The organism is Catellatospora sp. KI3, assembly GCF_029948125.1.
In the GTDB taxonomy this organism is placed as follows: Bacteria; Actinomycetota; Actinomycetes; order Mycobacteriales; family Micromonosporaceae; genus Catellatospora.
The window spans coordinates 1-23440 of the sequence record NZ_JASAMB010000049.1; the positions used below are offsets into that span (position 1 = coordinate 1).

The 23440-nt window shown below is 72.4% G+C and carries 18 protein-coding genes and 1 pseudogene; 9 read left to right on the forward strand and 10 right to left on the reverse strand.

Features of this window, described 5'->3' with window-relative positions; genetic code table 11:
- Positions 1-196 precede the first annotated feature (196 nt).
- Positions 197-1081: a phosphotransferase gene (locus tag QEZ54_RS35750; RefSeq protein ID WP_281309224.1), complete on the reverse strand. Its 885-nt coding sequence runs from the start codon at positions 1079-1081 to the stop codon at positions 197-199.
- A 189-nt stretch (positions 1082-1270) separates the two neighbouring features.
- On the opposite strand from QEZ54_RS35750, the gene QEZ54_RS35755 reads away from it, so the two are divergent.
- Positions 1271-1963, forward strand: a complete 693-nt coding sequence (locus QEZ54_RS35755; protein ID WP_281309225.1) for a Crp/Fnr family transcriptional regulator — start codon at positions 1271-1273, stop codon at positions 1961-1963.
- A 246-nt stretch (positions 1964-2209) separates the two neighbouring features.
- A complete protein-coding gene (locus tag QEZ54_RS35760) occupies positions 2210-3856 on the forward strand; it encodes a cellulose binding domain-containing protein (protein WP_281309226.1) in 1647 nt (548 codons plus the stop codon).
- Between the two features lie 66 nt (positions 3857-3922).
- Here QEZ54_RS35760 and QEZ54_RS35765 read toward each other — a convergent pair whose 3' ends face one another.
- A complete protein-coding gene (locus QEZ54_RS35765; protein ID WP_281309227.1) occupies positions 3923-4219 on the reverse strand; it encodes a hypothetical protein in 297 nt (98 codons plus the stop codon).
- Positions 4220-4440: 221 nt separating this feature from the next.
- Between QEZ54_RS35765 and QEZ54_RS35770 the strand changes: the two genes are divergently transcribed.
- Positions 4441-7860, forward strand: coding sequence for an adenylate/guanylate cyclase domain-containing protein (locus tag QEZ54_RS35770; RefSeq protein ID WP_281309228.1), 3420 nt, complete (start codon positions 4441-4443; stop codon positions 7858-7860).
- A 794-nt stretch (positions 7861-8654) separates the two neighbouring features.
- Here QEZ54_RS35770 and QEZ54_RS35775 read toward each other — a convergent pair.
- Positions 8655-9371, reverse strand: a complete 717-nt coding sequence (locus QEZ54_RS35775; protein WP_281309229.1) for a lysophospholipid acyltransferase family protein — start codon at positions 9369-9371, stop codon at positions 8655-8657.
- 429 nt (positions 9372-9800) lie between these two features.
- Here QEZ54_RS35775 and QEZ54_RS35780 point away from each other — a divergent pair.
- Positions 9801-10109: pseudogene (locus QEZ54_RS35780) on the forward strand (DUF308 domain-containing protein); the annotation flags it as partial.
- Positions 10110-10168: 59 nt separating this feature from the next.
- On the opposite strand, the gene QEZ54_RS35785 reads toward QEZ54_RS35780, so the two are convergent.
- The 6 genes from QEZ54_RS35785 to QEZ54_RS35810 all read right to left on the reverse strand — a co-directional run bounded on the left by QEZ54_RS35785 (position 10169) and on the right by QEZ54_RS35810 (position 15423).
- Positions 10169-10951 (reverse strand): alpha/beta fold hydrolase, encoded by a 783-nt coding sequence (locus QEZ54_RS35785; protein ID WP_281309230.1) that lies wholly within the window; start codon positions 10949-10951, stop codon positions 10169-10171.
- Positions 10948-12363, reverse strand: a complete 1416-nt coding sequence (locus tag QEZ54_RS35790; protein WP_281309231.1) for an NAD(P)-binding domain-containing protein — start codon at positions 12361-12363, stop codon at positions 10948-10950. The genes QEZ54_RS35785 and QEZ54_RS35790 overlap by 4 nt, the downstream gene beginning before the upstream one ends.
- Positions 12364-12457: 94 nt before the next feature.
- A complete protein-coding gene (locus QEZ54_RS35795; RefSeq protein ID WP_281309232.1) occupies positions 12458-13132 on the reverse strand; it encodes an endonuclease/exonuclease/phosphatase family protein in 675 nt (224 codons plus the stop codon).
- A gap of 214 nt (positions 13133-13346) precedes the next feature.
- Positions 13347-14291, reverse strand: coding sequence for an ROK family glucokinase (locus QEZ54_RS35800; protein WP_281309233.1), 945 nt, complete (start codon positions 14289-14291; stop codon positions 13347-13349).
- Positions 14292-14443: 152 nt separating this feature from the next.
- On the reverse strand, positions 14444-14974 hold the full coding sequence (locus QEZ54_RS35805; protein WP_281309234.1) for a hypothetical protein: 531 nt from the start codon (positions 14972-14974) through the stop codon (positions 14444-14446).
- Positions 14975-14976: 2 nt separating this feature from the next.
- Positions 14977-15423 (reverse strand): SRPBCC family protein, encoded by a 447-nt coding sequence (locus tag QEZ54_RS35810; protein ID WP_281309235.1) that lies wholly within the window; start codon positions 15421-15423, stop codon positions 14977-14979.
- 290 nt (positions 15424-15713) lie between these two features.
- On the opposite strand from QEZ54_RS35810, the gene QEZ54_RS35815 reads away from it, so the two are divergent.
- The 5 genes from QEZ54_RS35815 (at position 15714) to QEZ54_RS35835 (ending at position 22072) form a co-directional block, all read left to right on the forward strand.
- Complete coding sequence (locus tag QEZ54_RS35815) at positions 15714-17498, forward strand: AMP-dependent synthetase/ligase (RefSeq protein ID WP_281309236.1); 1785 nt, start codon at positions 15714-15716, stop codon at positions 17496-17498.
- The gene (locus tag QEZ54_RS35820) at positions 17479-19191 is read left to right on the forward strand and encodes a histidine kinase (RefSeq protein WP_281309237.1); all 1713 of its coding nucleotides are present in this window, start codon (positions 17479-17481) and stop codon (positions 19189-19191) included. The genes QEZ54_RS35815 and QEZ54_RS35820 overlap by 20 nt, the downstream gene beginning before the upstream one ends.
- Before the next feature lie 55 nt (positions 19192-19246).
- A complete protein-coding gene (locus tag QEZ54_RS35825; RefSeq protein WP_281309238.1) occupies positions 19247-19918 on the forward strand; it encodes a response regulator transcription factor in 672 nt (223 codons plus the stop codon).
- Positions 19918-20439 (forward strand): diadenosine tetraphosphate hydrolase, encoded by a 522-nt coding sequence (locus tag QEZ54_RS35830; RefSeq protein ID WP_281309239.1) that lies wholly within the window; start codon positions 19918-19920, stop codon positions 20437-20439. Before QEZ54_RS35825 ends, QEZ54_RS35830 begins: the two co-directional genes overlap by 1 nt.
- Before the next feature lie 154 nt (positions 20440-20593).
- Positions 20594-22072 (forward strand): glutamate--cysteine ligase, encoded by a 1479-nt coding sequence (locus QEZ54_RS35835; protein ID WP_281309240.1) that lies wholly within the window; start codon positions 20594-20596, stop codon positions 22070-22072.
- Positions 22073-22148: 76 nt separating this feature from the next.
- Here the strand turns inward: QEZ54_RS35835 and QEZ54_RS35840 are convergent, their stop codons facing one another.
- Complete coding sequence (locus tag QEZ54_RS35840; RefSeq protein WP_281309241.1) at positions 22149-23273, reverse strand: glycosyltransferase family 4 protein; 1125 nt, start codon at positions 23271-23273, stop codon at positions 22149-22151.
- Between the last annotated feature and the right edge of the window lie 167 nt (positions 23274-23440).

The following is a 23440-nucleotide window of genomic DNA, read 5'->3' on the forward strand; positions in this document are numbered from 1 at the left end:
TCCGGCTCGCGCACCCAGCCCCGGCTCGGCGTCCGAACACCACGAGCACGACCGAGAATGGCGCGCCGAAGCCGAGCCGAGGTCAGCCGAGCAGCGCGAGGTCAGCCGAGCAGCGCGAGGTCAGCCGAGCAGCGCGAGGTCAGCCGAGCAGCGCGAGGTCAGCCGAGCAGCGCGAGGTCAGCCGAGCAGCGCGAGGTCAGCCGAGCAGCGCGGTGCGGGCGTCGTGGAGGCCCTTGCGGTTGTCGTCCTGGCCGGCGATTCCGGTGAGGTCGCCGGTGGTCAGCCGGGCGGCGAAGTAGTCGGCCTGCACCGCCCAGCGGAAGCGCAGCAGCACATCGAGGCTGGCCTCGATCTCGGCGCGCGGCACCACCCCGGTCGCGGCGTACCCGGCGAGCAGTTCCCCGGCCCGGTCGGGGCCCCCGGCGTACATGACGGCGGAGGCGACGTCGTACATCAGCGGTCCGGCCACGGCCGAGCCCCAGTCGATCACGCCGATGCGGCCGGTGGCCGGGTCGAGCAGGAACGCCCCGTGGTACGGGTCGCCGTGCAGCGCCCCGTACGTGAGGCGGTCGGTGACCTGCAGTTTGGTCAGGGCGTTGACGGCGGCGGTGACCGCCGGGCGGATCCAGTCCTCGACGCCAAGGTGGGGCGCGTCGGGGCGTACCCAGTGCCAGGCGGGCAGGCCGGGGTGGCGGAAGTCGCGCAGCGCCAGGTGCACCGCGCCGAGCCGGTCGCCCCACCACTGCTGGTCGAGGGGGTCGGCGGCGTCGAGTTCGCGTCCGGACACGTGCCGCAGCAGCGCCACGACGTGGTCGCCCACGGGCACGGTCAGCGCCCCGTCGGCGGTACGCAGCGGAGCGCCCGAGTCGACGCCCCGGCGCGACAGGTGCTCGGCGGCCGCCAGACCGGCTTCGAATTGCGCCTTCTGCCCAGGTCGGACGGCTTTTGCGACATAGGTGGCACCGCAGGCGGTGACCGATACGGTGGTCGACGTCATCCCACCGGACAGCGGAGTGAAGCCGTCCGGCTGAACATGCCATGCCGTCCGAAGTGTCGCGCGGAACGTATCGTCAGCCAGCACGGGCGGATTATCACATGTCCAGCCCAGCCGCCATATCCATCGGCGGTGTCCGTCATCCGGCAGAACCGCCGGAGGCGGTTCCACGGAGTGGACTCAGCGGCTCGCTCAGGCGATGATCTGTCCAGGGTTACGCCGACCGCTCACGACCGTGGACTGGTCGGTCGGGGTGGGAGACGGAAGGGGTAGGCGGTGGAGATTCGCATTCCGGATGCCGCGGATGCGTTGACCGGAGTCGACATGTTCGCTGGTCTTGAGCCGGAGGTGCGCCAGCGGGTGATCGCCGCGGCAGTGCCGCGCACCTTCCGCAAGGGCCAGTTGCTGTTCGTGGAGAACGACCCCGGCGAGACCCTCATCGTGCTCAAGCGCGGCTCGGTGGCGGTGTTCCGCACCTCCCCGACCGGTGAGCGCGCGGTGCTGTCGGTGCTGCGCCCTCCGGACGTGCTGGGCGAGGTGTCGCTTCTGGACGGTTCGGCGCGGTCGGCCTCGGCCGAGGCGCTGGAGGACTGCACCGCGCTGGCGCTGTCGCGCGGCGCGTTCATGGAGCTGGTGCACTCGAACCCGCGCATCCTCGACGCGGTGATGCGCTCGCTCGGCGCGCTGATCCGCCGGCTGACCGAGCAGAACGCCGACCACGTCTTCCTCGACCTGCCGGGTCGGGTGGCCAAGACGCTGGTGCGGCTGGCGGGCGAGAGCCAGGCGCCGATGATCACCATCGAGCTGAACCAGAGCCAGCTGGCCGAGATGGCGGGCGGCTCGCGGCAGAGCGTGAACCAGGCCATCGGCTCGTTCGCCAGCCGGGGCTGGCTGCGTACCGAGGGGCGCCGGATCGTGGTCATGGACGTGCCGGCGCTGCGCCGCCGCGCGGGCATGCAGGACCGCTGACCGGCTCCGCCGGTTCACAGGCGCCGCCGGTTGCCGGCCGCTCGGTGTCATCCGCCGCGCACGTGGCGGATGACACCGGTCGAGGCCGCAGAGGCGGCGCCGAGCAGATCCGCGTACTCCACTGAACCGCTTTACCTCGGCCGCGGACTGCCCTAGCATGGGAGCGCTTCCATAGACGGCCTTCCCGATCGCGCGGTTGCCCGACCGCCCAGGAACGGCCGTTCCGCCCCTGGTGAGGAGTACCCCATGTCCCGAAACTCACGGCGGTCGCTGTTGGCCGCGCTCGCGGCCTTCCTGGCGGCCGTCACGCTGGCGCTGCCGTTCGTCGGCGCCCCGGCAGCGCAGGCCGCCGACCCGCGCGACAGCTTCATCACCCGCTGCGGCATCCGCTTCTGCCTGGACGCAAAGCCGTACTACTTCGCCGGCACCAACACGTACGACGTGTTCACCTTCGGCTACGACTGGCTGCCCGGCGAGCAGTACGTCGACAAGGCGAAGATCGACGCGCACATGCTGCGGCTGCAGAACGACAAGGTGCAGGTGCTGCGCCTGTGGATGTTCAGCCACGAGGACTGGATGGGCTTCGAGGCGGCCGAGGGCGTCTACACCGAGGAGGCGTTCGTCCTCTTCGACTACGTCCTCAAGTCCGCCCGCGAGCACAGCATCCGGCTCATCCCGGTGTTCGAGAACTTCTGGGAGGCGTACGGCGGCATCGACAAGCGCCTGGCCTGGGAGGGCCTGCCCACCGGGTACGCCAACCGCTGGCGCTTCTTCAACAAGACCGCCTGCCCCGGCTGCTTCACGCAGTACAAGAACTACGTGCGCAAGGCCCTGACCCGGGTCAACTCGATCACCGGGGTGGCCTGGAAGAACGACCCGACGATCCTGGCCTGGGAGCTCATGAACGAGCCCCGCTACCCCGACGCCACCCCCAACGAGAACACCACTGGCACCACCCTGCGGGCCTGGGTCGACGAGATGGGCGCGTACGTCAAGAGCCTCGACCCGAACCACCTGCTCGGCACCGGCCAGGAGGGCCAGGAGACCGCGTACGGCTACGGCGGCGACTCCGGCGGCCCGTTCGTCTACACCCAGCAGTCGCCCTACATCGACTTCACCTCGGCGCACATGTACCCCACCGAGGGCTGGGCGGGGCTGAACTACGCCTCGGCGCGCACCCTGCTCAAGAAGTGGATCAGCGACTCGCACAACCTGGTCGGCAAGCCGTTCTTCCTCGGCGAGTGGAACGCCCACGACAACAAGACCACCTGGTGGACCGAGATCTACGCCGAGATGGAGGCCAGCGGCGGCGACGGGGACGCGTTCTGGTGGTACCCGGCCAACACCAACTGCGGCGGGTTCGACTCCGGTGAGGGGTGCGCGGAGCACTCGGTGTTCCGTACCCACTCGCAGAACATGGCCGCCAAGAGCGGTGTCGTGGTCAGCCCGAGCCCGAGCACGTCGCGGTCGGCCAGCCCGTCGCCCAGCGTCTCCCCCAGCCGGTCGGCCAGCCCGTCCCCGAGCACCTCGCCGAGCCGCTCGGCCAGCCCGTCGCCCAGCGCCAGCCCGAACACCGGGGCGGCCTGCCGGGTGACCTACCGCATCGACAACTCGTGGCCGAACGGCTTCAACGCCTCGATCGTCATCGCGAACACCGGCACCACCACCTTCGCCAACTGGGTGCTGACGTTCACGCTGGCCAGCGGCCAGACCGTGGTCAACGGCTGGAACGGCACCTGGACGGTCAGCGGCAGCACGGTCACCATCACCGCGCCCTCCTGGTCGCCCAACCTCTCGCCGGGCCAGAGCTGGACCGCCAACTTCACCGGCGGCGGGACGACGGCCGTACCGAGCAATTTCAAGCTCAACGGCGTCGCCTGCACCACCGCCTGACCCAGGGCGCGCCCATCCGGACAGCGCGGGGCGGGCCGATCACCATCGGCCCGCCCCGCGTTCAGCTCACGGCTCCTGCGGCTCGTCCGGGTCGTCCGACGGCGGCGCACCGGGGCCCACCCACGCGCTCTCCGGGTCGTCTGACGGCGGCGCACCAGGGCCCACCCAGCCGTTCGTCTCGGCATCCGGCTTCGGCGAACCCGGGCCGACCCACTTGTCAGGTCCGGAGACCTGCTCGACGTTCTCCACCACTCCCAGCTCCTCAAGCTCGGCGAGGGTGACCGCGTCGATGTCGACAAGCTCGCCAACGCCGTGTGCGACCCCGAAGGGGTCGGTCCAGGCGACCGCCAGTCGCACCAACATCGTTTGCTCGGCCTCCCCCGCGATCGGCACAATTCGATCGAACAGCGATTCACCAGGACCGCGACCAACGTCACGGTCTTGCGTGCACGAAACTGTAGCCGCGCGGCGGTGTTGCCGTGTGCCCCTTGTCGAGTTAGCTACACCTGGACGACAACATTCCCGGTGGTCAGGCCATACTGGACGTCCGGCGAACTGGCGGAGACGTGAACACCCCTACTTGCGTGCACTGTTCCCGAGTGGCGGGCCCGGACGACAGGTTCTGCGGCGGCTGCGGGGCGAGTCTGACCCCACCGTGTGTCCACTGCGGACGCGCGGTGGCCTTCGGCGACGCGTTCTGCACCGGTTGCGGCAGCCCGCTCACCGCGCCCGCGGCGGCGGTCGTACACGAGGACCGGCGCCAGGTCAGCGTGCTCTTCCTCGACATGGTGGGCTTCACCACCTTCTCCGAGCAGGCCGACCCCGAGCAGGTCCGCACGCTGCAGCAGGAGTACTTCGCCACCGTCCGCCAGGTGGTGCGCCAGTACGGCGGCGTGGTGGAGAAGTACATCGGCGACGCGGTGATGGCCATCTTCGGCGCGCCCGTGGCCACCGAGACCGACGCGCTGCGCGCGGTGCGGGCCGGGCTGGAGGCGCAGCGGGTGCTCGGCCGCGGCCGCCTGGCCGAGGCGGTCGCCTTCCGGGCCGGGGTCGCCACCGGCGAGGCGCTGGTCGACGTCGGCGCCGCCCGCGACGGCGGCCAGGCCATCGTGGCCGGGGACGTCGTCAACACCGCCGCCCGGCTGCAGGCCGCCGCCGAGCCCGGCTCGGTGCTGGTGTGCGCCGAGACCGCCCGCGCCACCGGCGACGACATCGAGTACGACGAGCGCCCCCCGCAGACCCTGCGCGGCCGTACCGCCAGCACCCGGGTCTTCCTGGCCGTCGCCGCCCGGCTGCGCCGCCGCGACCGCGACGAGTCCACCCCCATGGTCAACCGCGACCACGAGCGCGGCCTGCTGGTCACCGCGCTGCACCGCACCATCCGCGACCGCAGCACCCAGCTGGTCACCGTGTTCGGCCCGGCGGGCATCGGCAAGAGCCGCCTGCTGCGCGAGCTCTACCGCCACGCCGAGCGCATCCCCGACACCACCGTCACCTGGCGGGTCGGCCACTGCCCGCCCTTCGGCGAGAACGTGACGTTCGCGGCGCTGGCCGAGATCGTCAAGGCCCAGGTCGGCATCCTGGACACCGACGACGAGGCGACCGCCCGCACCCGCCTGGAGACAGCGCTCAAGGCGATGGTCGGCGAGCTGGAGGCGGCGCGGCTGGCCGACGCGCTCGGGCCGCTGGTCGGGCTGCCCGGCGCAGGGCTGAGCCCCGGCGAGACCGAGTCGGCCTGGCGGCGGTTCCTGCTGGCGATGACCACGGCGGCGCCGACGGTGCTGGTCTTCGAGGACATGCACTGGGCCGACGAGGCGATGCTGCGCTTCGTGGAGATGCTCGGCAGCATCGGGCCCGGGGTGCCGCTGCTGGTCGTGGCCACCTCCCGGCCGGAGCTGCGGGAGCGTCGCCCGGACTGGACCAGCGCGGTCAGCGGCGCGGTCTCGGTGTCGCTCGGCCCGATGCACGACGAGCACATCGCCGCGATGTACCGGCTGATGTTCGGCCAGGCCGTCTTCCCCAGCACCGGGGTCGCGCCCCTGGTCGAGCTGGCCGGCGGCAACCCGCTCTACGCCCACGAGTTCGTCCGGATGCTGGTCGAGCGGGGCGAGCTGCGCCCGGTCGGCGCCAACTGGGCGCTGGCCGACACCACGCCGATGCCGCAGACCGTGCAGGCCGTCATCGCCAACCGCCTCGACCTGCTCGACGGCACCGACCGCGCCGTGCTGCAGGCCGCCGCGGTGGTCGGCAGCCAGTTCTGGCCCGGCCCGGTCGCCGCCGCGCTCAACGTCACGCCGGACGTGGTGGTGCGCTCGCTGCGCCGCCTGCAGCAGCGCGACATCGTCGCCGAGCACCCCACCTCCGCCATGGCCGGCGAGCCCGAGTACGGCTTCCGCCACGTCCTCGTCCGCGACGTCTGCTACCAGCGGCTGCCCCGGGCCGAGCGGGTCAGCCGACACCAGCGCACCGCCGACTGGCTGGAGCAGATCAGCGACAACCGGGCCACCGACCTGGCCGAGGTGCTGGCCAACCACCGGTGGGCGGCCCACGAGATCGCCCGCACGCTGGGCATGGACCCCACGCCGTACGCGCAGCCGGCCCGCAACGCGCTGCACCGGGCCGCCCGGCGCGCGTACGCCCTGCACGCGCTGGACACCGCGGCCGTCCTGGTCGACCGCGCGCTGAGCCTCAAACTCGACGCCGACCCGGTGCTCGAACTGTTCGCCGCTGAGCTGGCGCTGTTCCGCAACACCGGCGCGTTCGCCGACGGCAGCGGCGTACGGCAACTGTCCGACCTGGTGGAGGAGCTGACCCGGGCCGGGGAGCGGGCCGCCGCCGCGCGGGCGCTGACCCTGCTCGGCACGGTCGCCTGGAGCCGCGCCGACCGCGCCGCCACCCTGTCCTACCTGGACTCCGCCGTCGAGCGGTACGAGGAGCTGCCCGAGACCCTGGAGAAGGCCGAAGCGCTGCTGGAGCTGGCCCGGGTGCACATGATGAACTTCGAGACCGAACCGGCGCTGGCCGCGTCCGAGGCCGCCGCCGACATCGCCGACCGGCTCGGGCTGGCCGAGGCCCGCGCCAACGCCCGGATCACCTCGGCCACCACCCGCTACCAGGCCGGCGACCCCACCGGCTTCGCCGACCTGGAGCTACTGACCGACCACTGCCGCGAGCACCGGCTGACCAGCCGCCGCCGGGCGGTGCAGAACCTGGCCTGGGCCTGCCTGGAGGAGGGCGACCTCACCCGGCACTACCGGCTGCTGACCGAGCAGCGCACCGTGGACGTGGCGGGCGGGCTGAGCCTGGCCACCAACTTCTACAAGGAGGCCGCCGACGCGTACTTCGCGGGCGACTGGGCGACCCAGACGCGGGTGATCAGCGAGACGATGCGCACCGACGCCGCCGAGTGGGACGCCAACTCGGTGCTGGCCTCGTCCTGGATCCGGGTGCTGCGCGGCGAGCCGACCGACGACGAGGCGATCGAGAAGGTGCTGCACCTGGCGCGGGGCAGCGGCTTCCACCGGGTGCTGCGGGGCGCGGCCGCGCACGCGGCCCTGTGCCGGGCCATGCAGGGGCGGACCGAGCAGGCCCTGTGCCTGCTGACCGAGCTGGACCAGGACTGGCGGGCCCGGGTCACCCTGCCGTACGGCGAGTGGGCGGCCGCGGCGGGGCACGCCGGCAGCCTGCTCGGGACCGAGGCGGCGGCGCGGGTACGGACGATGCTGGAGCTGTCGCCCCGGCGTACGCCCTGGGTGCTGGCCGCCCTGGCCACCGTCTCCGGGGACCACCTCACCGCGGCGGCGCACTTCGCCCGTATCGGCGACGCCAGCGACCGGGCCCTTTCCCTGTCTTGGGCCGCCCGCGCCGGCGCCCTCCCGCCGCCCCTCCTGACCGAACTGCACGACTTCGCCGCCCGCAACCACGCCCCCGGCCTCCTACCCCCCACCCCACCCCGCCCCACCCGCACCCCCCGCCCACCCCGCCCACCCCGCAAACCCCGCTGACCCCCCGCCCTCGCCGCCCTCCGTTGATCATGAACTTATGGCACGGCTCGACGGTGTGTCCCCAGCACAACCTCATGATCGACAGCCCGCCACCAGCGGCCCCGCGGGCACAGGTCGGCGCGGGCACAGGTCGGCGCGGGCACCGGTCGGGAGGCGGCTCGGACTCCTTGATCGCTGTTCCGGACGGCCCGGGTGCCGTTCAGATGCGGCTGCGGGAGCGAGGGAAGGCGGCCCGGCGCGGCTTGATCACTGTTTCGGGTCAAAACCTGACTTCTGAGGCGACGAAACGACCGCAGAGCGCGATCTTTCCAGCGTGATCGCGATCTGCGGTCACACCTGCGGTCACCGCGGCCGCCAAGATCAGTCTGAACATCCGACGACGCCCACACCTGATCACCGTTTGCGGCCACAGGGCGGCCTCCGAGTCAACGGCACGACCCCAGACCGCGATCTTCGACATCAAAACAGGCCTACCCCGCACGAGCCGCCCGAGCAGCCCCCGCACGAACCGCGCCGCCACCGACTCAGTGCCCAGCCTCAGTGCCCAGCCTCAGTGCCCAGCCTCAGTGCCCAGGCTCAGCGCCTCACCGCCACCGACCCCGGCCACCCTCCCCGCGCCGCGCCCACTCCATCGCGGCCCAGGACGGCACCCCGCACCGCACCGCACCGCACCGCACCGCACCGCACCACACCGCACCGCACCGCACCGCACCGCACCGGCCAGTCTCAGCGCATCAAGTTGATCACGGTGGCGGGGTGGGGACACGCCGTCGAGCACGTCCATAGGTTCATGATCAACCGACGGGGACGGCGGGGGTGGGGGTGGGGGTGGGGGGTGGGGTGGGGCTTTTGAGTTTGGCGGCGTAGATGTCTACGTATTGGCGGCCGGAGAGGTCCATCAGCTCGTACATGATCTCGTCGGTGATGGCGCGTTCGACGAAGCGGTCGCCGGCCATGCCGGCGTAGCGGGAGAAGTCCAGCGCGGGGCCGAAGCGGATGCGTACCCGCATCACCTTGGGGATGATCTTGCCGGTGGGCTGGACGATGTCGGAGTTGAGCATCGCCACGGGGACCACCACCGCCCCGCTCTCCAGGGCCAGCCGCGCCACGCCGGTCTTGCCCCGGAACAGGCGCCCGTCCGGCGAGCGGGTGCCCTCGGGGTAGATCCCGGCCAGCCCGCCCGCGCGCAGCACCCGCAGCTGGGTGTCCAGGGCCGCCTGGGCGGCGCGGCCGCCGGAGCGGTCCACCGGGATCGTGCCGGTACCCACGAAGAACATCTTGGTCAGCCAGCCCTTGATCCCCTTGCCGGTGAAGTACTCCGCCTTCGCCACGAAGGTGACCTTCCTTTTGACCACCAGCGGCATGAAGATGGAGTCCGAGAAGGAGAGGTGGTTGCTGGCCAGGATCGCCGGACCGGTGTCGGGCACGTGCTCCAGCCCCTCCACCTGCGGACGGAAGATCAGCTTCAGCAGCGGCCCGAGGATGACGTACTTCAGCAGCCAGTAGAGCACTTAGTCCCGTCCAGGTCTGATTGGGCGAACGTGGCATGCATCGCAGAGCCTACTGCCGCAAGTCGGGGGAAACGTGTCAGGATTTGATGCGGTGCCCACCGGCGCCACCGACCGATCCCCTACCGCCGCCATCGCCCCTACAGCCGCCAAGGAGTGTGCCAGGTGCCAGCCACCGACGACCCGGACCGCACCCCGGCCGAGCCGGCACGTCCCGGAAACTCGGGCGAGCAGGCCACGCCTGAGCAGGTGGACGCCGAGTTCGCGCGGATCGTGGCCGCCTTCGACCAACCGGTCGCCACGCCGACGTGGCCCGCGCCCGAGGAGGCGCCCAGCAGCGGCGCCGCCACGGCGACCGGCCCCATCTGGCCGGTCGGCGGGCCGATGCTGAACCGGCCCGTGCTGTCCGGCGACCCCCGCGCGGCCGGGCCGCAGGACCCGTCGCTGCTCGACGGGCTGGACACGTTCGGGGCCGGGCTGCCCGACGACACCCCGGACGAGTTCGTCCCGCCGCCGCCCCCGCCGCTGCCGCGGATCCCGTTCGCGGCGGTGCTGGCGGTGCTGGCCATCGTCTTCGGCTTCGTGCTGTTCTTCGACACCAGCCTGCTGCCGCTCAGCGAGCAGGTGAACATGCTGCTGGCGCTGACCGGCATCCTGGGCGGCGCGACCGCGCTGGTGCTGCGGCTGCGCCCCGGGGACGAGGACGACGAGCTGCCCCACGACGACGGCGCGGTGGTCTGACCGGCGCAGCGCGGACAGGGTGCCCGGCCGGGGGTCCGGCCGGGCCGTGACCGGCGGGGTCAGTTCGACTTCTCCAGCCAGTCGAGGATGGCGTCGATCGGCTCGCGCCACCGCGTGTCCAGCATCAGGTCGTGGCCCATGCCCGGGAACAGCAGCGGTGCGCCGCCGTAGTGGCGGGCCACCCGGCGCAGCGCCGAGTCGGACACGATCCGGTCGTCGGGGCTGCCCACGACCAGCACCGGCGGGTCGCCGACCGGCCGCTCCGGCTTGCGCCCGGCCAGCAGCTGCCACTGCGCCCTGCTGGTGGCCCGGCCCAGGCGGGCGGCGTAGGCGCGGCCCGCGCTGGCCGGCAGTTCCCGGCTGAACAGCTGCCCGGCGGGCAGCCGCAGGCCGCCCCCGAACGCGGCGGGCAGGCTCACCATCGGGTTGCGCAGCGCGGTGCCCAGGCCGCCGAAGACCGGCGACAGGAGCACCGCGGCGCGGGCCGGGTAGCGCGCGAGCGCGTGCGCGGTGACCAGGGCGCCGGCGCCGTGGCCGACGATCACCGCGCGGCGCGGCAGGCCCGCCGCGGCCTGGGCGACGTCGTGGGCGTACGCCCGCAGGTCCGCCTTGCGCACCTTGGCGCTCTCGCCATGGCCGCGCAGACTCACCGCGTACGCGGGGAAGCCGCGGTCGGCGGTGTGCTCCAGCCAGTGCTCGGCGAAGACCCAGGCCCCGTGGCCGAAGCCGGGGACGAACAGCAGCGGCGGCTTGCCCTCGTCGACCTCGGGCGTGGCCCGGCGCAGCTCGCGTCGCGCCGGCGGGACCGGGAACGCCCACTCGCGGGTCCGGATGACCTTCATCGGGCCGCCCCTTCGAGGCCGACCTCGTCGAGCAGCCGCTGGACCGCCTTGAGGTACGTGGTGTGGCTGATCTCGAACCAGTGCCGGGTCGAGTCCTTGACCTTCGCCGAGGTCCAGCGCTGCTCCAGCCCGGCCTCCAGCTTGCGCTGCACCGCGACCGCCTTGGCCGGGGACGCCTCGCGCAGCCGCAGCATCCGGGCGAACAGCACCATCTGCCAGTGCACCAGCGGGAGCAGGCCCGAGTCGGGCTGCAGCAGCCCGGCCACGGCCAGGGTCGGCTGGCGGCGCGGGAACGCGTGCAGCGCCAGCTTGGGGCGGCCGGTGGCGTCGATGCCGAGCAGGGCCGGGTCGAGGAAGTCGAACTTCGTCTCGTACCCGGTGGCCAGCACGACCAGGTCCGGCTCGATGAGCTCGCCGCCCTTGAGCTCGACGTCGCTGCGGTGGAAGCGCGCGATGTCGGGGACGGGCGTGATGGTGCCGTGGCCCAGGTGGTAGATCAGCTGGCTGTTGACGATGGTGTGCGTCTCGTAGATCTTGTGGTCGGGCTTGGGCAGCCCGAACCTGGTGAGGTCGCCCACGGTCGACTTCAGCGTGCGGTGCGCGATGAACTGCCGGGCCTTGAGCGGCAGGCGCAGCCACAGCATCAGGTCGTTGACCTGGTCGGTGGGGCGGCCGAGGGTGAACTTCGGCGTGTACCAGTACCCCCGGCGGCTGGAGTGCCAGCACCTGCTCGCCTGCTGGGCCGCCTCGACGGCGATGTCGCAGCCGGTGTTGCCCGCGCCCACGACCAGCACCTTGCGCCCGCGCAGCTGCGCGGCGTCCTTGTACTGCGCCGAGTGGATGACCTCGATCTTCGTGTCGTCCAGGCCCTCGTAGGCGGGGCGCTTGGGCGACCAGTTGTGCCCGTTGGCGATCACGACCGCCGCGTACCGGTGGATGCGCTCGCCACCGAAGCCGCCGGTCGACCGGGTGGTGACGTCCCAGCGGTCGCCCTCGGCGGGCTCCACCTTGACCACCTCGGTGCCGAACCAGATGCTCTTCTTCAGGTCGAAGTGGTCGGCGTAGTGCTCCAGGTACTCCAGCACCTGGGTGTGCTTGGGGTAGTCCGGCCAGCTGTCGGGCATCGGGAAGTCGGGGAACTGCGTGAACGGCTTCGACGAGATCAGGTGCGTGCTGGCGTAGACCGGGCTGCGGTTGTGCCGCCAGTTCCAGGCGCCGCCGACGCTGGTCTCGCGCTCGTAGCAGTCGACGCCGAACCCGTGCTCCTTCAGGTTCTTCATCGCGGTCAGGCCGCTGGGACCGGCGCCGATGACGCAGACGGTGCCGCTGCGGTCGTAGACCGGCCAGCCGTCGCGCCACGCCGTCGCGGGGCCGCCGAGCTCCGGATCGCCGTAGCCCGTTGAATAACTCACCCGCGACCTCCACCCGAGCATGACCGAAAGACGCAGTGCATCTTTCCCGTTGGCGGGCGCGGTTGTCCATACCGGGCGGCGGGGCGAAATCGCCTCAGGCCAGGTCGACCACCAGCGGGTAGTGGTCGCTGGCCGCGACGGCCTCGGCGGACTCGTGCACCCGGTAGTCGCGCAGCTCCAGCCGCCGGTCCAGCAGGATCGCGTCCAGCCGCCGGTCGACGCCGCGTGTCGGGAAGGTGCCCTGGTCGCCGCGGCCCGCCAGCACCGCCGCGTCGGCCAGTTCCTCGGTCAGCACCTGCCACGAGGCACCGCCGGGCGGCTCGTTGAGGTCGAGGCCGACCACGACGGGCTCGCGGACGGCCGCCAGCGCGGGCCGCAGCAGCGCCGCCTGGGCCGGGCGTTCGACGTCGTCGGTGGACAGGTGCGAGCCGACCACCACGAACGGTTCGCGGCCGTACACCTCGCAGCGGGCGAAGACGGCGCCGCGCAGGTGGCGGCCGGGGGTGAGCGGGAAGCGCAGGCACCAGGTCTCGCGGACGCGTACCCGCAGCTTCGTCATGATCACGTTGCCCAGGCTGGGCAGCCCGCCCGCGCCCATCACCAGGCCGAACGAGTCGGCCAGCTGGGCGCACTTGGTGCGCCAGCGCCAGCGGCGCGGCGCCTCCTGGACGATGAGCACGTCCGGGTCGAGGCCCCGGACCACCGAGGCGAGCGCGGAGAGGTCGTCGCGCAACGAATGCACGTTGTACGACACGACGCGCAGAGTCATGCCCAACGCTTCTACCCGCTCCCCCTCTCTTTCCCACCGCGCCACGCCGACACGCGCCGCCCGGCGTCGCGGACGCCGCCGGGCGGCGCGATGCGGCGCGGCAAGATCCCTGCACTTTCGGGGAGAGTGCTCGAAAGCGGCCCAAGATTCGTGCAGTTTCCCCGAAAGTGCACGAACCCGCCACCGGCGAGCGGAGGCCGGTGGCGGGTGGGGTCTAGCGGCGGGCGAGGTCGGCCGCGCCGACGAGGCCCGCGACGTTGCCCATCTTCGCGGCGCGCAGCTCGGCCACCGGCAGGCGGCCGCGCTGGGCGAGCGCGTCGAGGTACGACTGGCGGGTGGGGGTCATCAGCAGGTCACCGGCGTCGATGACGCCGCCGCCGACGACCAGCACCTGCGGGTCGAGGATCTGCACCAGGTCGGCCAGGCCCTGGCCGAGCCAGTACCCGATCTGCCCGAACGCCTCGATCGCCACCTCGTCACCGGCCTGCGCGGCGGCGGTCACGGCGGGGCCGCTGATCGCCTCGACCCGGCCGTCGGCCTTCTCCAGCAGCAGCTCGGCCCGCTTGGGCTCGGCCTGCGCCCCGGCACGCGCGAAGCGCACCAGCGCGTTGCCGCTGGCGTACTGCTCGATGCAGCCGTGCCGGCCGCAGCCGCACCTGTGCCCGTCGGGCACGGCGAGCATGTGGCCGATCTCGGCCGCGATGCCGTGCGCGCCGCGGACCAGGTTGCCGCCGAGCACGATGCCGCCGCCGATGCCGGTGCCGACGGTGAACATCACCATCGAGTCCTCCGCGTCGGCGGCCGCGCCGTAGCGGAACTCCGCCCAGGCGGCCACGTTGGCGTCGTTCTCGACCACCACAGGGAGGTTGACCGCCTTGGCCACATACTCCCGCAGGGGCTCGTCTCGCCAGGCCAGGTTGGGTGCGAAGAGCACCGTCGACCGACTGGCGTCAATCCAACCGGCGGCGCCGATGCCGACCGCGTCCACCGCATGACCGGTGGACAACTCCTTCACCACATCGATGATCACGTCCCGGGTCGCGGCGACGTCGCCGGCCGGGGTGTCGCGACGCGAGGTCGCGATTACGGTGCCGTCAGGATCGACCACACCGCCGAGCACTTTGGTGCCACCGATGTCCACGCCGATGGTGAGTGCCACGGCCGAACCCTTCCTTGCTGGGCTATGCCGGCGGTGACGATAGGGTGCCACGCCGTACGGATCGTCCCCGCTCGCGCCGGGACCGGAACTACTAGGGCATCACCCTAACGCCGTGGCGAGCTGCCACAAGCCTTGCCCGCCGAAGATCGATGTCAGAGCTCGGCGGGCGGGTGCGGTGTCGCCTTGCGGACAGCCTTCTTAGCTGGCTTGACACCTTCGGAGGTCGCCGGGGTTTCCGGCTCGGAAATTCCCGGTGTCTGTTTGGCGACAACCTTCTTGGCAATCTTCTTCGCCACCTTCTTGGCGACCGGCGTCGCCGCCGGGGCGGGCGGCGCGCCGTCCGCCGACGCGTCGGAGTCCGGCGCGTCCTCCGGCGTGTCGCGGCCGTGCGCCCGGTGCGTGGCGTCGCGCCACACGTCGTCGTGCCCGCCCGCCGCCGACACGCTGCGCAGGAAGCTGGCCAGACCCGCGGCCAGGTCGCCGGCGCCGGTGGCGACCCGCTCCACGAACTCGGGGTCGGGGTCGCGCACGGCGGCGATCACCTTGCACAGCGGGCAGATGCAGCACTCGGCCGAGCCGGTGGCCAGGTGCGGGTTGGCGTTGGCGGCCAGGGTCGCGGCGGCCAGCGCGGCGGCGACGAGGCGCTCGGCCTCCTCGCGGGCGGTCCCAGGGGAGATGTCCATGCTCAGCTCGCCGCTTCCACGCGCTTCTTGAGCTCCTTGAGCGCGGTGTCCATGATCGCCTTCTCGGCCTTCTTCTTGAACATCCCGAGCATGCCGATGCTGAGGTCCACCGACAGCGTGTAGGTCACGGTGCAGGTGCCGTCGCCGTTGTCGACGATGTCGTACGACCCGTCCTGGGCCTTCTGCATCTTCGACGGCGCCACCAGGTGCCACTCGATCCGCGAGATGTCCTCGGCGTAGTCGTAGTGCAGCGTGTACTCGTCGGCGACCATGCCCGCGTCGATGACGAAGCGCACGGTGGCCGGGTAGCCGTCCTCGTACTCCTCCAGCACTTCCGCGACCTTGATGGCCTGGGTCCAGCGGGGATACGAGGCATAGTCGCAGATGACCTCGGCGATGCGGGCCGGGTCCGCGTTGATCACGATCGACTGGGAGGAGGAATCCGCCATGACCAGCAGGCTACCGGTCGGACCCGCCCCGGTCGCGACGCGGCGCCCCGAGTGCGCCGCCCGCCGCCGCCCGCCACCCTCCGGCCCGCCCGGACGACCCGCCCCGACGACCCGCCCCGGTATTGACACTGGCCTATCCAGAGGACGGATTTCCAAGATCTGTCTACTAGATAGGCCAGCGTCAATGCCAGGCCGTCCCCGCGGAGGCGGGCGCCAGCAGCGCAGCGCTACAGTGCCCAGGGACGAGGCCGCTCGCGGCCGCGCGCCCAGTGAGTACGAAGGAGCGCATGGTGCGGCAGTTCTCGCAGGCCCCGGTGGTGTCGATCGACGACACCGCCCGGCTGACCGACCCGGTCTGGACCAACGCGGCCGAGGTCCCGCAACTGGTCCAGTTCTCCCGGCGTACCGCCGGCGGCTGGGCCGACGTCACCTGCGCCCAGTTCCACGCCGAGGTCGTCGCCACGGCCCGCGGCCTGGTCGCGGCCGGTGTCCAGCCCGGTGACCGGGTCGGCCTGATGAGCAAGACGCGGTACGAGTGGACGCTGATCGACTACGCGATCTGGGCCGCCGGCGCCGTCACCGTGCCCATCTACGAGACCTCCAGCACCGAGCAGGTGCAGTGGATCCTGGCCGACTCCGGCGCGGTCGGCTGCTTCGCCGAGACCGCCGCCCACGAGGCGACCGTCCGCGAGGCCGCCCCCGGGCTGGACCGGGTGTGGCGCATCGAGGGCGGCGACCTGCCCACCCTGGTCAGCCTGGGCGCCGACGTCGACCCGGCGGAGATCGAGGCGCGCCGCAAGGCCGGCAGCGCCGACGACCCGGCCACCATCGTCTACACCTCGGGCACCACCGGCCGCCCCAAGGGCTGCGTGCTGACCCACCGCAACATGCTCTCCGACATCGGCAACGCGATCCCCACCCTGGACGTGCTGTTCGCCCCGGGCGCCTCGACCGTGCTGTTCCTGCCGCTGGCGCACGCGTTCGCCCGGCTGCTGCAGCTGGGCGTGGTGCAGGGGCGGGTGAAGACCTCGCACACCGCCGACGTGAAGAACCTGGTCGAGGACCTGGCCGCGTTCCAGCCGACGTTCCTGCTGAGCGTGCCGCGGGTGTTCGAGAAGGTCTTCAACAGCGCCCGGCAGAAGGCGCAGGCCGGCGGCAAGGGCGGCGTCTTCGACAAAGCCGAGGCGGTCGCCATCGCGTACAGCCGGGCGCTGGACGCCCCCGGCGGGCCGGGCCTGGGCCTGCGCCTGAAGCACAAGGTCTTCGACCGGCTCGTCTACGCCAAGCTGCGGACCGCGCTGGGCGGGCGCTGCCGCAGCGCCATCTCCGGCGGCGCCCCGCTGGGCGACCGGCTGGGCCACTTCTTCCGGGGCGCGGGCCTGCTGGTGCTGGAGGGCTACGGCCTCACCGAGACCTCCCCGGCGATCACGTTCAACCGGGCCGACGCGCAGAAGATCGGCACCGTCGGCAAGCCGCTGCCCGGGGTCGCCATCGCCATCGGCGACGACGGCGAGATCCTGGCCCGCGGCGAGGTCATCTTCCCCGGGTACTGGAACAACCCGGCGGCCACGGCGGAGGCGATCGACGCCGACGGCTGGTTCCACACCGGTGATCTCGGCGCGCTGGACGCCGAGGGCTTCCTCAGCATCACCGGGCGCAAGAAGGAGATCATCGTCACCGCCGGCGGCAAGAACGTCGCCCCGGCCGTACTGGAGGACCGGGTGCGGGCGCACCCGCTGGTCAGCCAGTGCATGGTGGTCGGCGACCGGCAGCCGTTCATCGGCGCCCTGATCACCGTCGACCCCGAGGCGCTGCCCGGCTGGCTGGCCGAGCGCGGCCGCCCGGACACGCCCGTTTCGCAGCTGTGCGAAGACCCCGACCTGCGCGCGGAGATCCAACTGGCGGTGGCCGAAGCCAACCGCGCCGTGTCGGCGGCCGAGGCCGTTAAAGTCTTTCGCATCCTGCCCCGTGACTTCACCGAGGCCACCGGTGAGCTGACCCCGTCGCTGAAGGTCAAGCGCGCGGTCGTGATGAAGGAGTACGCGGACGAGATCGATGCCATCTACCACCGCTGAGCGCAAGAGTCTGATCCGCCGGATCCCCGCGTCGCAGATCACCGCGATCGCCGTACGCGGGATCATGCTGGCGCTGGTCACCGTCCTCATCCTGGCCGCCACCCGCGACGTCGCCGAGCTGCGCTGGGTCGTGCTGCTGGTGCTGGCCGGGCTGCCCGCCGTGCTGGCACCGCGCCACCGCATCGCCGCGCCGCTGGGGCGCTACGCCGAGGTGATCCTCGTCGGCCTGGGCGCCAGCGCCGTCGCGCTCGCCGCCGACCAGGCCGGCACGGTGACCGACGGCGTGGGCGCCGCGGCGCTGCTGCCGTACCTGGCGGTGCCGATCACCGCGGCGATGCTGCAGAACCGGCCGCTGGAGTCGGCGGGCCTGCTGGGCGTGGCCACGCTGACGCTGGCCGCCGCGGGCTGGTTCACCATGACCCCCGAGGGCACCCGCCAGCTGGCCAGCGTCGGCTACCTGGCCATGGGGGCGCAGTGGCTGATCCTGGCCGCGATCGGCACCATCACCACCGGTGCCATGCAGCGCGCCGCGCTGGCCCGCCGGGCGCCGCAGCCGTACGCCGAGGCGACCCGGCTGCTGACCCAGCTGCGCCAGGTGGCCCGGCAGCTGCCCGGCGCCACCCTGGACCCGGGCAGCATCGCCGAGCACCTGCTGGAGGAGCTGCGCCCGCTGGGCCGCCCGCAGCGGGCCGCGGTCTTCGCCGCCAGCGGCGCGGGCCGCCTGGTGGTGCTGGCCCAGTTCGGAGTGGAGGCCGACGACACGTCGACCCGCGCCGCCTGGGAGACCAGCCTGGACTCCGACTCGGCCGTGGCCGACGCGTGGGCCAGCCAGCAGCCGCAGGTCTCCGGGCGGACCCAGCTGCGCTCGCGCGAGCAGAACGGGCCGGTCTCGGCCCTGGTGGTGCCGCTGGTCGCGGGCGTACGCACGGTGGGCCTGGTGGCGCTGGAGCGCGACGGGGCCAACGGCTACCCGCAGACGCTGACGAACCGGATCGTGAACGCGGCGACCCCGGCCGCGCTGCGGCTGGAGGCGGCGCTGCTGTTCGAGGAGGTCCGCTCGATCGCCACCAACGAGGAGCGGCAGCGGCTGGCCCGCGAGATCCACGACGGCGTGGCCCAGGAGCTCGTGATGATCGGGTACGGCGTGGACAACGCCCAGGCCACGCTGCCCGAGGGCGCCGAGGACACCGCCGAGGAGCTGCGCGTGCTGCGCAGCGAGATCACCCGGGTCATCACCGAGCTGCGGCTGAGCCTGTTCGAGCTGCGCAGCGAGGTGGACCGGCACGGCGGCCTGACCGCCGCGATCGCCGAGTTCGCCCGCATCTCGGGCAACCAGGCGGGCCTGAAGGTGAATCTGTCTCTGGACGAGGCGGGCCGCCTGCCGGCCTCGATCGAGTCCGAACTGCTGCGGATCGCGCAGGAGGCGATCACCAACGCGCGCAAGCACGCCGCCGCCGCCAACCTGTGGGTGACCTGCACCGTCGACCCGCCATACGGGCTGATCGAAGTCTCCGACGACGGCAAGGGCATCCCTGACGAGCGCACGGACGGGCGCTACGGTCTTGCGATCATGGCGGAGAGGGCGGAACGTATCCGTGGCCGGCTAGAAATTCGACCTCGGGACCCGGTCGGCACGACAGTTGCCGTGGTCGTGGGTGGTTCCCCTCGACAAGAAGCACGGGCGACGCGATAACGTGTGACACTCCTCAGCGGCAGCCGGGGGGTGTCAGAAGGGAAATTAAGCGGGCATGACTACCAGCACAGTGCCGACGGGACGCACCAAGGTCCTGCTCGTCGACGACCACGACCTGATCCGCAAGGGCCTGCGGCACGCGTTCGAGCGCGACCGGCAGTTCGAGGTCGTGGGCGAGGCCAGCACCGCCGCCGAGGCCGTGCGCCAGGCCGGTGCGCTGCACCCCGACGTGGTCATCATGGACCTGCGCCTGCCCGACGGCAGCGGCCTCGAGGCCACCCGCACGCTGCGCAAGTCCAGCTCGACCATGGGCATCGTCGTGCTGACCATGTACGCGGGCGACGACCAGCTGTTCGGCGCGCTGGAGGCCGGCGCGAGCGCCTTCGTGCCCAAGACCGCCCCGGCCGACGAGGTCGTCGCGGCCGCCCGCCACGCCGCCTCGGCGCCCAGCGCGTTCACCGCGGCCGACCTGGCCGAGGCGATGAAGCGCCGGCTGACCCCGAGCGGCCCGCAGCTGTCGCCGCGCGAGGGCCAGGTGCTCAAGCTGCTCGCCGAGGGCATGAGCGTCTCCGGCATCGCCAAGCAGCTGTTCGTCAGCGAGTCGACGGCCAAGACCCACATCTCGAAGCTGTACGAGAAGCTGGGCGCGGCCAACCGGGCCCAGGCCCTGATGACGGCTCTGCGCCTGGGCCTGCTGCAGGCTCCCGACGCCCCCAACCTGTCCTGATGGGCAGGCACGCGCAGCCCAGCGGTGACGACCTGCTGCTCACCGACTGGCGCTCCGACCGGCTCGGCGCCGCCCGCCGCGGGGACAACCCGCTGGTCATGGCCAAGCTGAACAGCGGTTACGCGGTCTTCGGCGACACGCAGCACCTGCCCGGATACTGCGTGCTGCTGTCCGACGTGGACGGGGCGGACCACCTCACCGACCTGACCCGCGCCCAGCGCACCGACTTCCTGAACGACATGGGCCTGCTCGGCGAGGCGGTCTTCGCCGCGTGCAACGGGTTCGACCCGGCGTTCCGGCGGCTCAACTACGAGATCCTGGGCAACTCGCTGCACCAGCTGCACGCCCACATCCACCCGCGGTACTCGTGGGAGGCCCGGGAGTTCCGCGACGGCCCGGTGTGGCGCTACCCGAACGAGGTCCGCCTTTCGGCCGACAACGACACCCTCGTGTCCACCCGCGCGGAGGAGTTCGACCAGCTGCGCGAGGCGATCACGGCGGAGCTCGCCCGCCTGGCGTAAGCAGCGAAGAGGCGTTTACGGCGCCCGCGTTCCGTGCACATACGGAGTGCGGGCGCCGTCGCTTGTCCGGACCGTGCCCCGGCCAACCACATTTTGTGGGACATTTGCCGAGGATCGGTACGCGTCCCACAGCGGCGAAGGGCGGTGCGGGCCCATGGGCAGCGACGTCAAGCAGCACGTGTACACCCGCGCGGACCGGGCACGCTACCGCCGCAAGGTGCGCACCTGCCTGGATGTTTTCGCCCTGATGCTCGGGGAGTCCCAGTTCGACTTCGACCGCCCGCTCAGCGGGCTGGAGGTCGAGTTCAACCTGGTCGACGACCTCGGCCAGCCGACCATGCGCAACGCCGACGTGCTGGCCGCCATCGCCGACCCGGCCTTCGTCACCGAACTGGCCCAGTTCAACGTCGAGATCAACGTACCGCCGCGCGAGCTGGCCGGCACCGGCCTGGACGTGTTCGAGCAGGACGTCCGGGCCATGGTCAACGCCGCGGACGGCAAGGCCCATACCCTCGGTGCGCACCTGGTCATGGTCGGCATCCTGCCCACGCTGCGGCTGGAGCACCTGGTCAAGGAGAACCTGTCGGCCAACCCGCGCTACGCGCTCATCGACGAGCAGGTGTTCGCGGCCCGGGGCGAGGACATCGCCATCCGCATCGACGGCGAGAACCCGCTGTCGGTCACCGCCGACAGCATCACCCCTGAGGCCGCCTGCACCAGCGCCCAGCTGCACCTGCAGGTCAGCCCGGCCCAGTTCGGCGCCTACTGGAACGCCGCCCAGGCCATCGCCGGGGCGCAGCTGGCCGTGGCCGCCAACTCGCCGTTCCTGTTCGGCCACCAGCTGTGGCACGAGACCCGCATCCCGCTGTTCAAGCAGGCCACCGACACCCGCCCCGAGGAGCTGAAGTCCCAGGGCGTACGCCCCCGGGTCTGGTTCGGCGAACGCTGGATCACCTCGGTCTTCGACCTGTTCGAGGAGAACGTCCGCTACTTCCCGGCGCTGCTGCCCGAGTGCGCCGAGGACGACCCGGCCCAGGTGCTGGCCTCCGGGCAGGTGCCCGAACTGGCCGAGCTGCGCCTGCACAACGGCACCATCTACCGCTGGAACCGCCCCGTGTACGACGTCTCCGACGGCCTGCCCCACCTGCGCGTCGAGAACCGGGTGCTGCCCGCCGGCCCGACCGTGGTCGACATCATGGCCAACGGCGCGTTCTGGTTCGGCCTGGTACGCACCCTGGCCGAGGGCGGCCTGCCGGTCTGGTCCCGGATGCCGTTCAGCGCCGCCGACGAGAACTTCTACACCGGCGCCCGGCACGGCATCGACGCGCACCTGTTCTGGCCCGACCTGGGCTACCTCACCGCCACCGAACTCGTGCTGCGCAAGCTGCTCGGCCTGGCGCACCAGGGCCTGGACAGCTGGGGCGTCGCCCCGGCCACCCGCGACCGGCTGCTGGGCATCATCGAGCAGCGCTGCCTGCGCAAGCGCAACGGCGCCTCCTGGCAGATCGACACGGTGCGCGCCCTGGAGGCGGGCGGCGTGGCCCGCCCCGAGGCCCTGTCCCGCATGCTCGCCGCCTACCAGAAGCACATGCAGGCCAACCTGCCCGTCCACGAATGGCCGATCGACGCCTAGCCCGCAGCCCTGGCCCGACCGCCCAGCGCCGGCACGGCCGCGCCATAGCCCGGTCGCGGCTCGAACGGCTGCGGCGTCAGTCTCCGGCCAGGAGTTCGCGCAGGCGGGCGGCCTGGAGGTCCCAGCCCCACTCCTGCTCCACCCAGGACCGACCGGCGGCGCCCATCTTCGCGCGCAGGCCGTCGTCGGTCAACAGCTCGACCAGGCGCCCCGCCAGCGCGGCCACATCCCGCCCACCGACAACGAACCCGGTCTCCCCTTCCCGCACCGCGTCCGGGGCGCCGCCGGAGTCGCCCGCCACCACGGGCAGGCCGGTCGCCGAAGCCTCCAGGTAGACGATGCCCAGGCCCTCGACGTCCAGGCCGCCGTTGCGGGTGCGGCAGGGCATCGCGAAGACGTCCCCGGCCGCGTAGTGCTCGGGCAGCTCGCGCCACGGCACCGAACCGGTCAGCACCACGTGGTCGGCCACGTCCAGCTCCCGCGCGAGCCGCTGCACCGTCGGCCGGTGCGGACCTCCGCCGACCAGCAGCAGCGCCGCGTCCGGGACGGCCCGGCGGACGAGCGGCAGAGCGCGTACCAGGGTGTCCTGTCCTTTGCGGGGGACCAGCCGGGACACGCAGACGATCACCGGGCGGCCGGTCAGCCCGTGCCGTGCCCGCACCCCCGCCCCGTCCACGTCCGGGTGGTACGCGGTCGCGTCCACCCCGGGCGCCAGCCGCCGCAGCTCGGTCCGCTGCCCCAGCGCCCTTGCCAGCCGGGTCCGCTGATACTCCCCCAGGTACGTCAGCGTGTCGCAGCCGTCGGCGACGCGCCGCAGCGCGCTGCGCGCCCCGGGCAGCGCCGCCCAGCCGATCTCGTGCCCGTGCGTGATCCCGACCGCCCGCCGCACTCCCGCCCGCCTGCGCAGGCCCTGCGCGAGCAGCCCCAGCGGCGCGGCCGCGCCGAACCAGACCCGGTCGCAGCCCTCCGCCCGCGCCAGTTCGGCGGCGCGCCGGGCGACCTGGGGCGTCGGCAGCAGCACGCCGGTGCGCTCGCGGATCACGGGGTACGGCTGCTCGGCGTCGAAGGGGGCCGGGTCGCGCCAGGTGGAGGCGTAGACGACGAGTTCGCCGTCGGGCTGGCGCAGGGCGAGGTTGTGCAGGAACTGCTGGATGCCGCCGGGGCGGGGCGGGAAGTCGTTGGTCACCAGCAGCGTACGCATCCGCGCAGCCTACCGGCCCCGTGCCGCCGGCCGCCCCGGTACCGACCGCGGGCGCTGGAGTGAGGCCGGGCGGAGATCACTGTTCACGGTCGAAAGACGGCACCGGGAGGAAGGTTCTTGCCGGAGACGACGATCACCGCAAGGAGATCGTCGTTTGCGGTCAAACC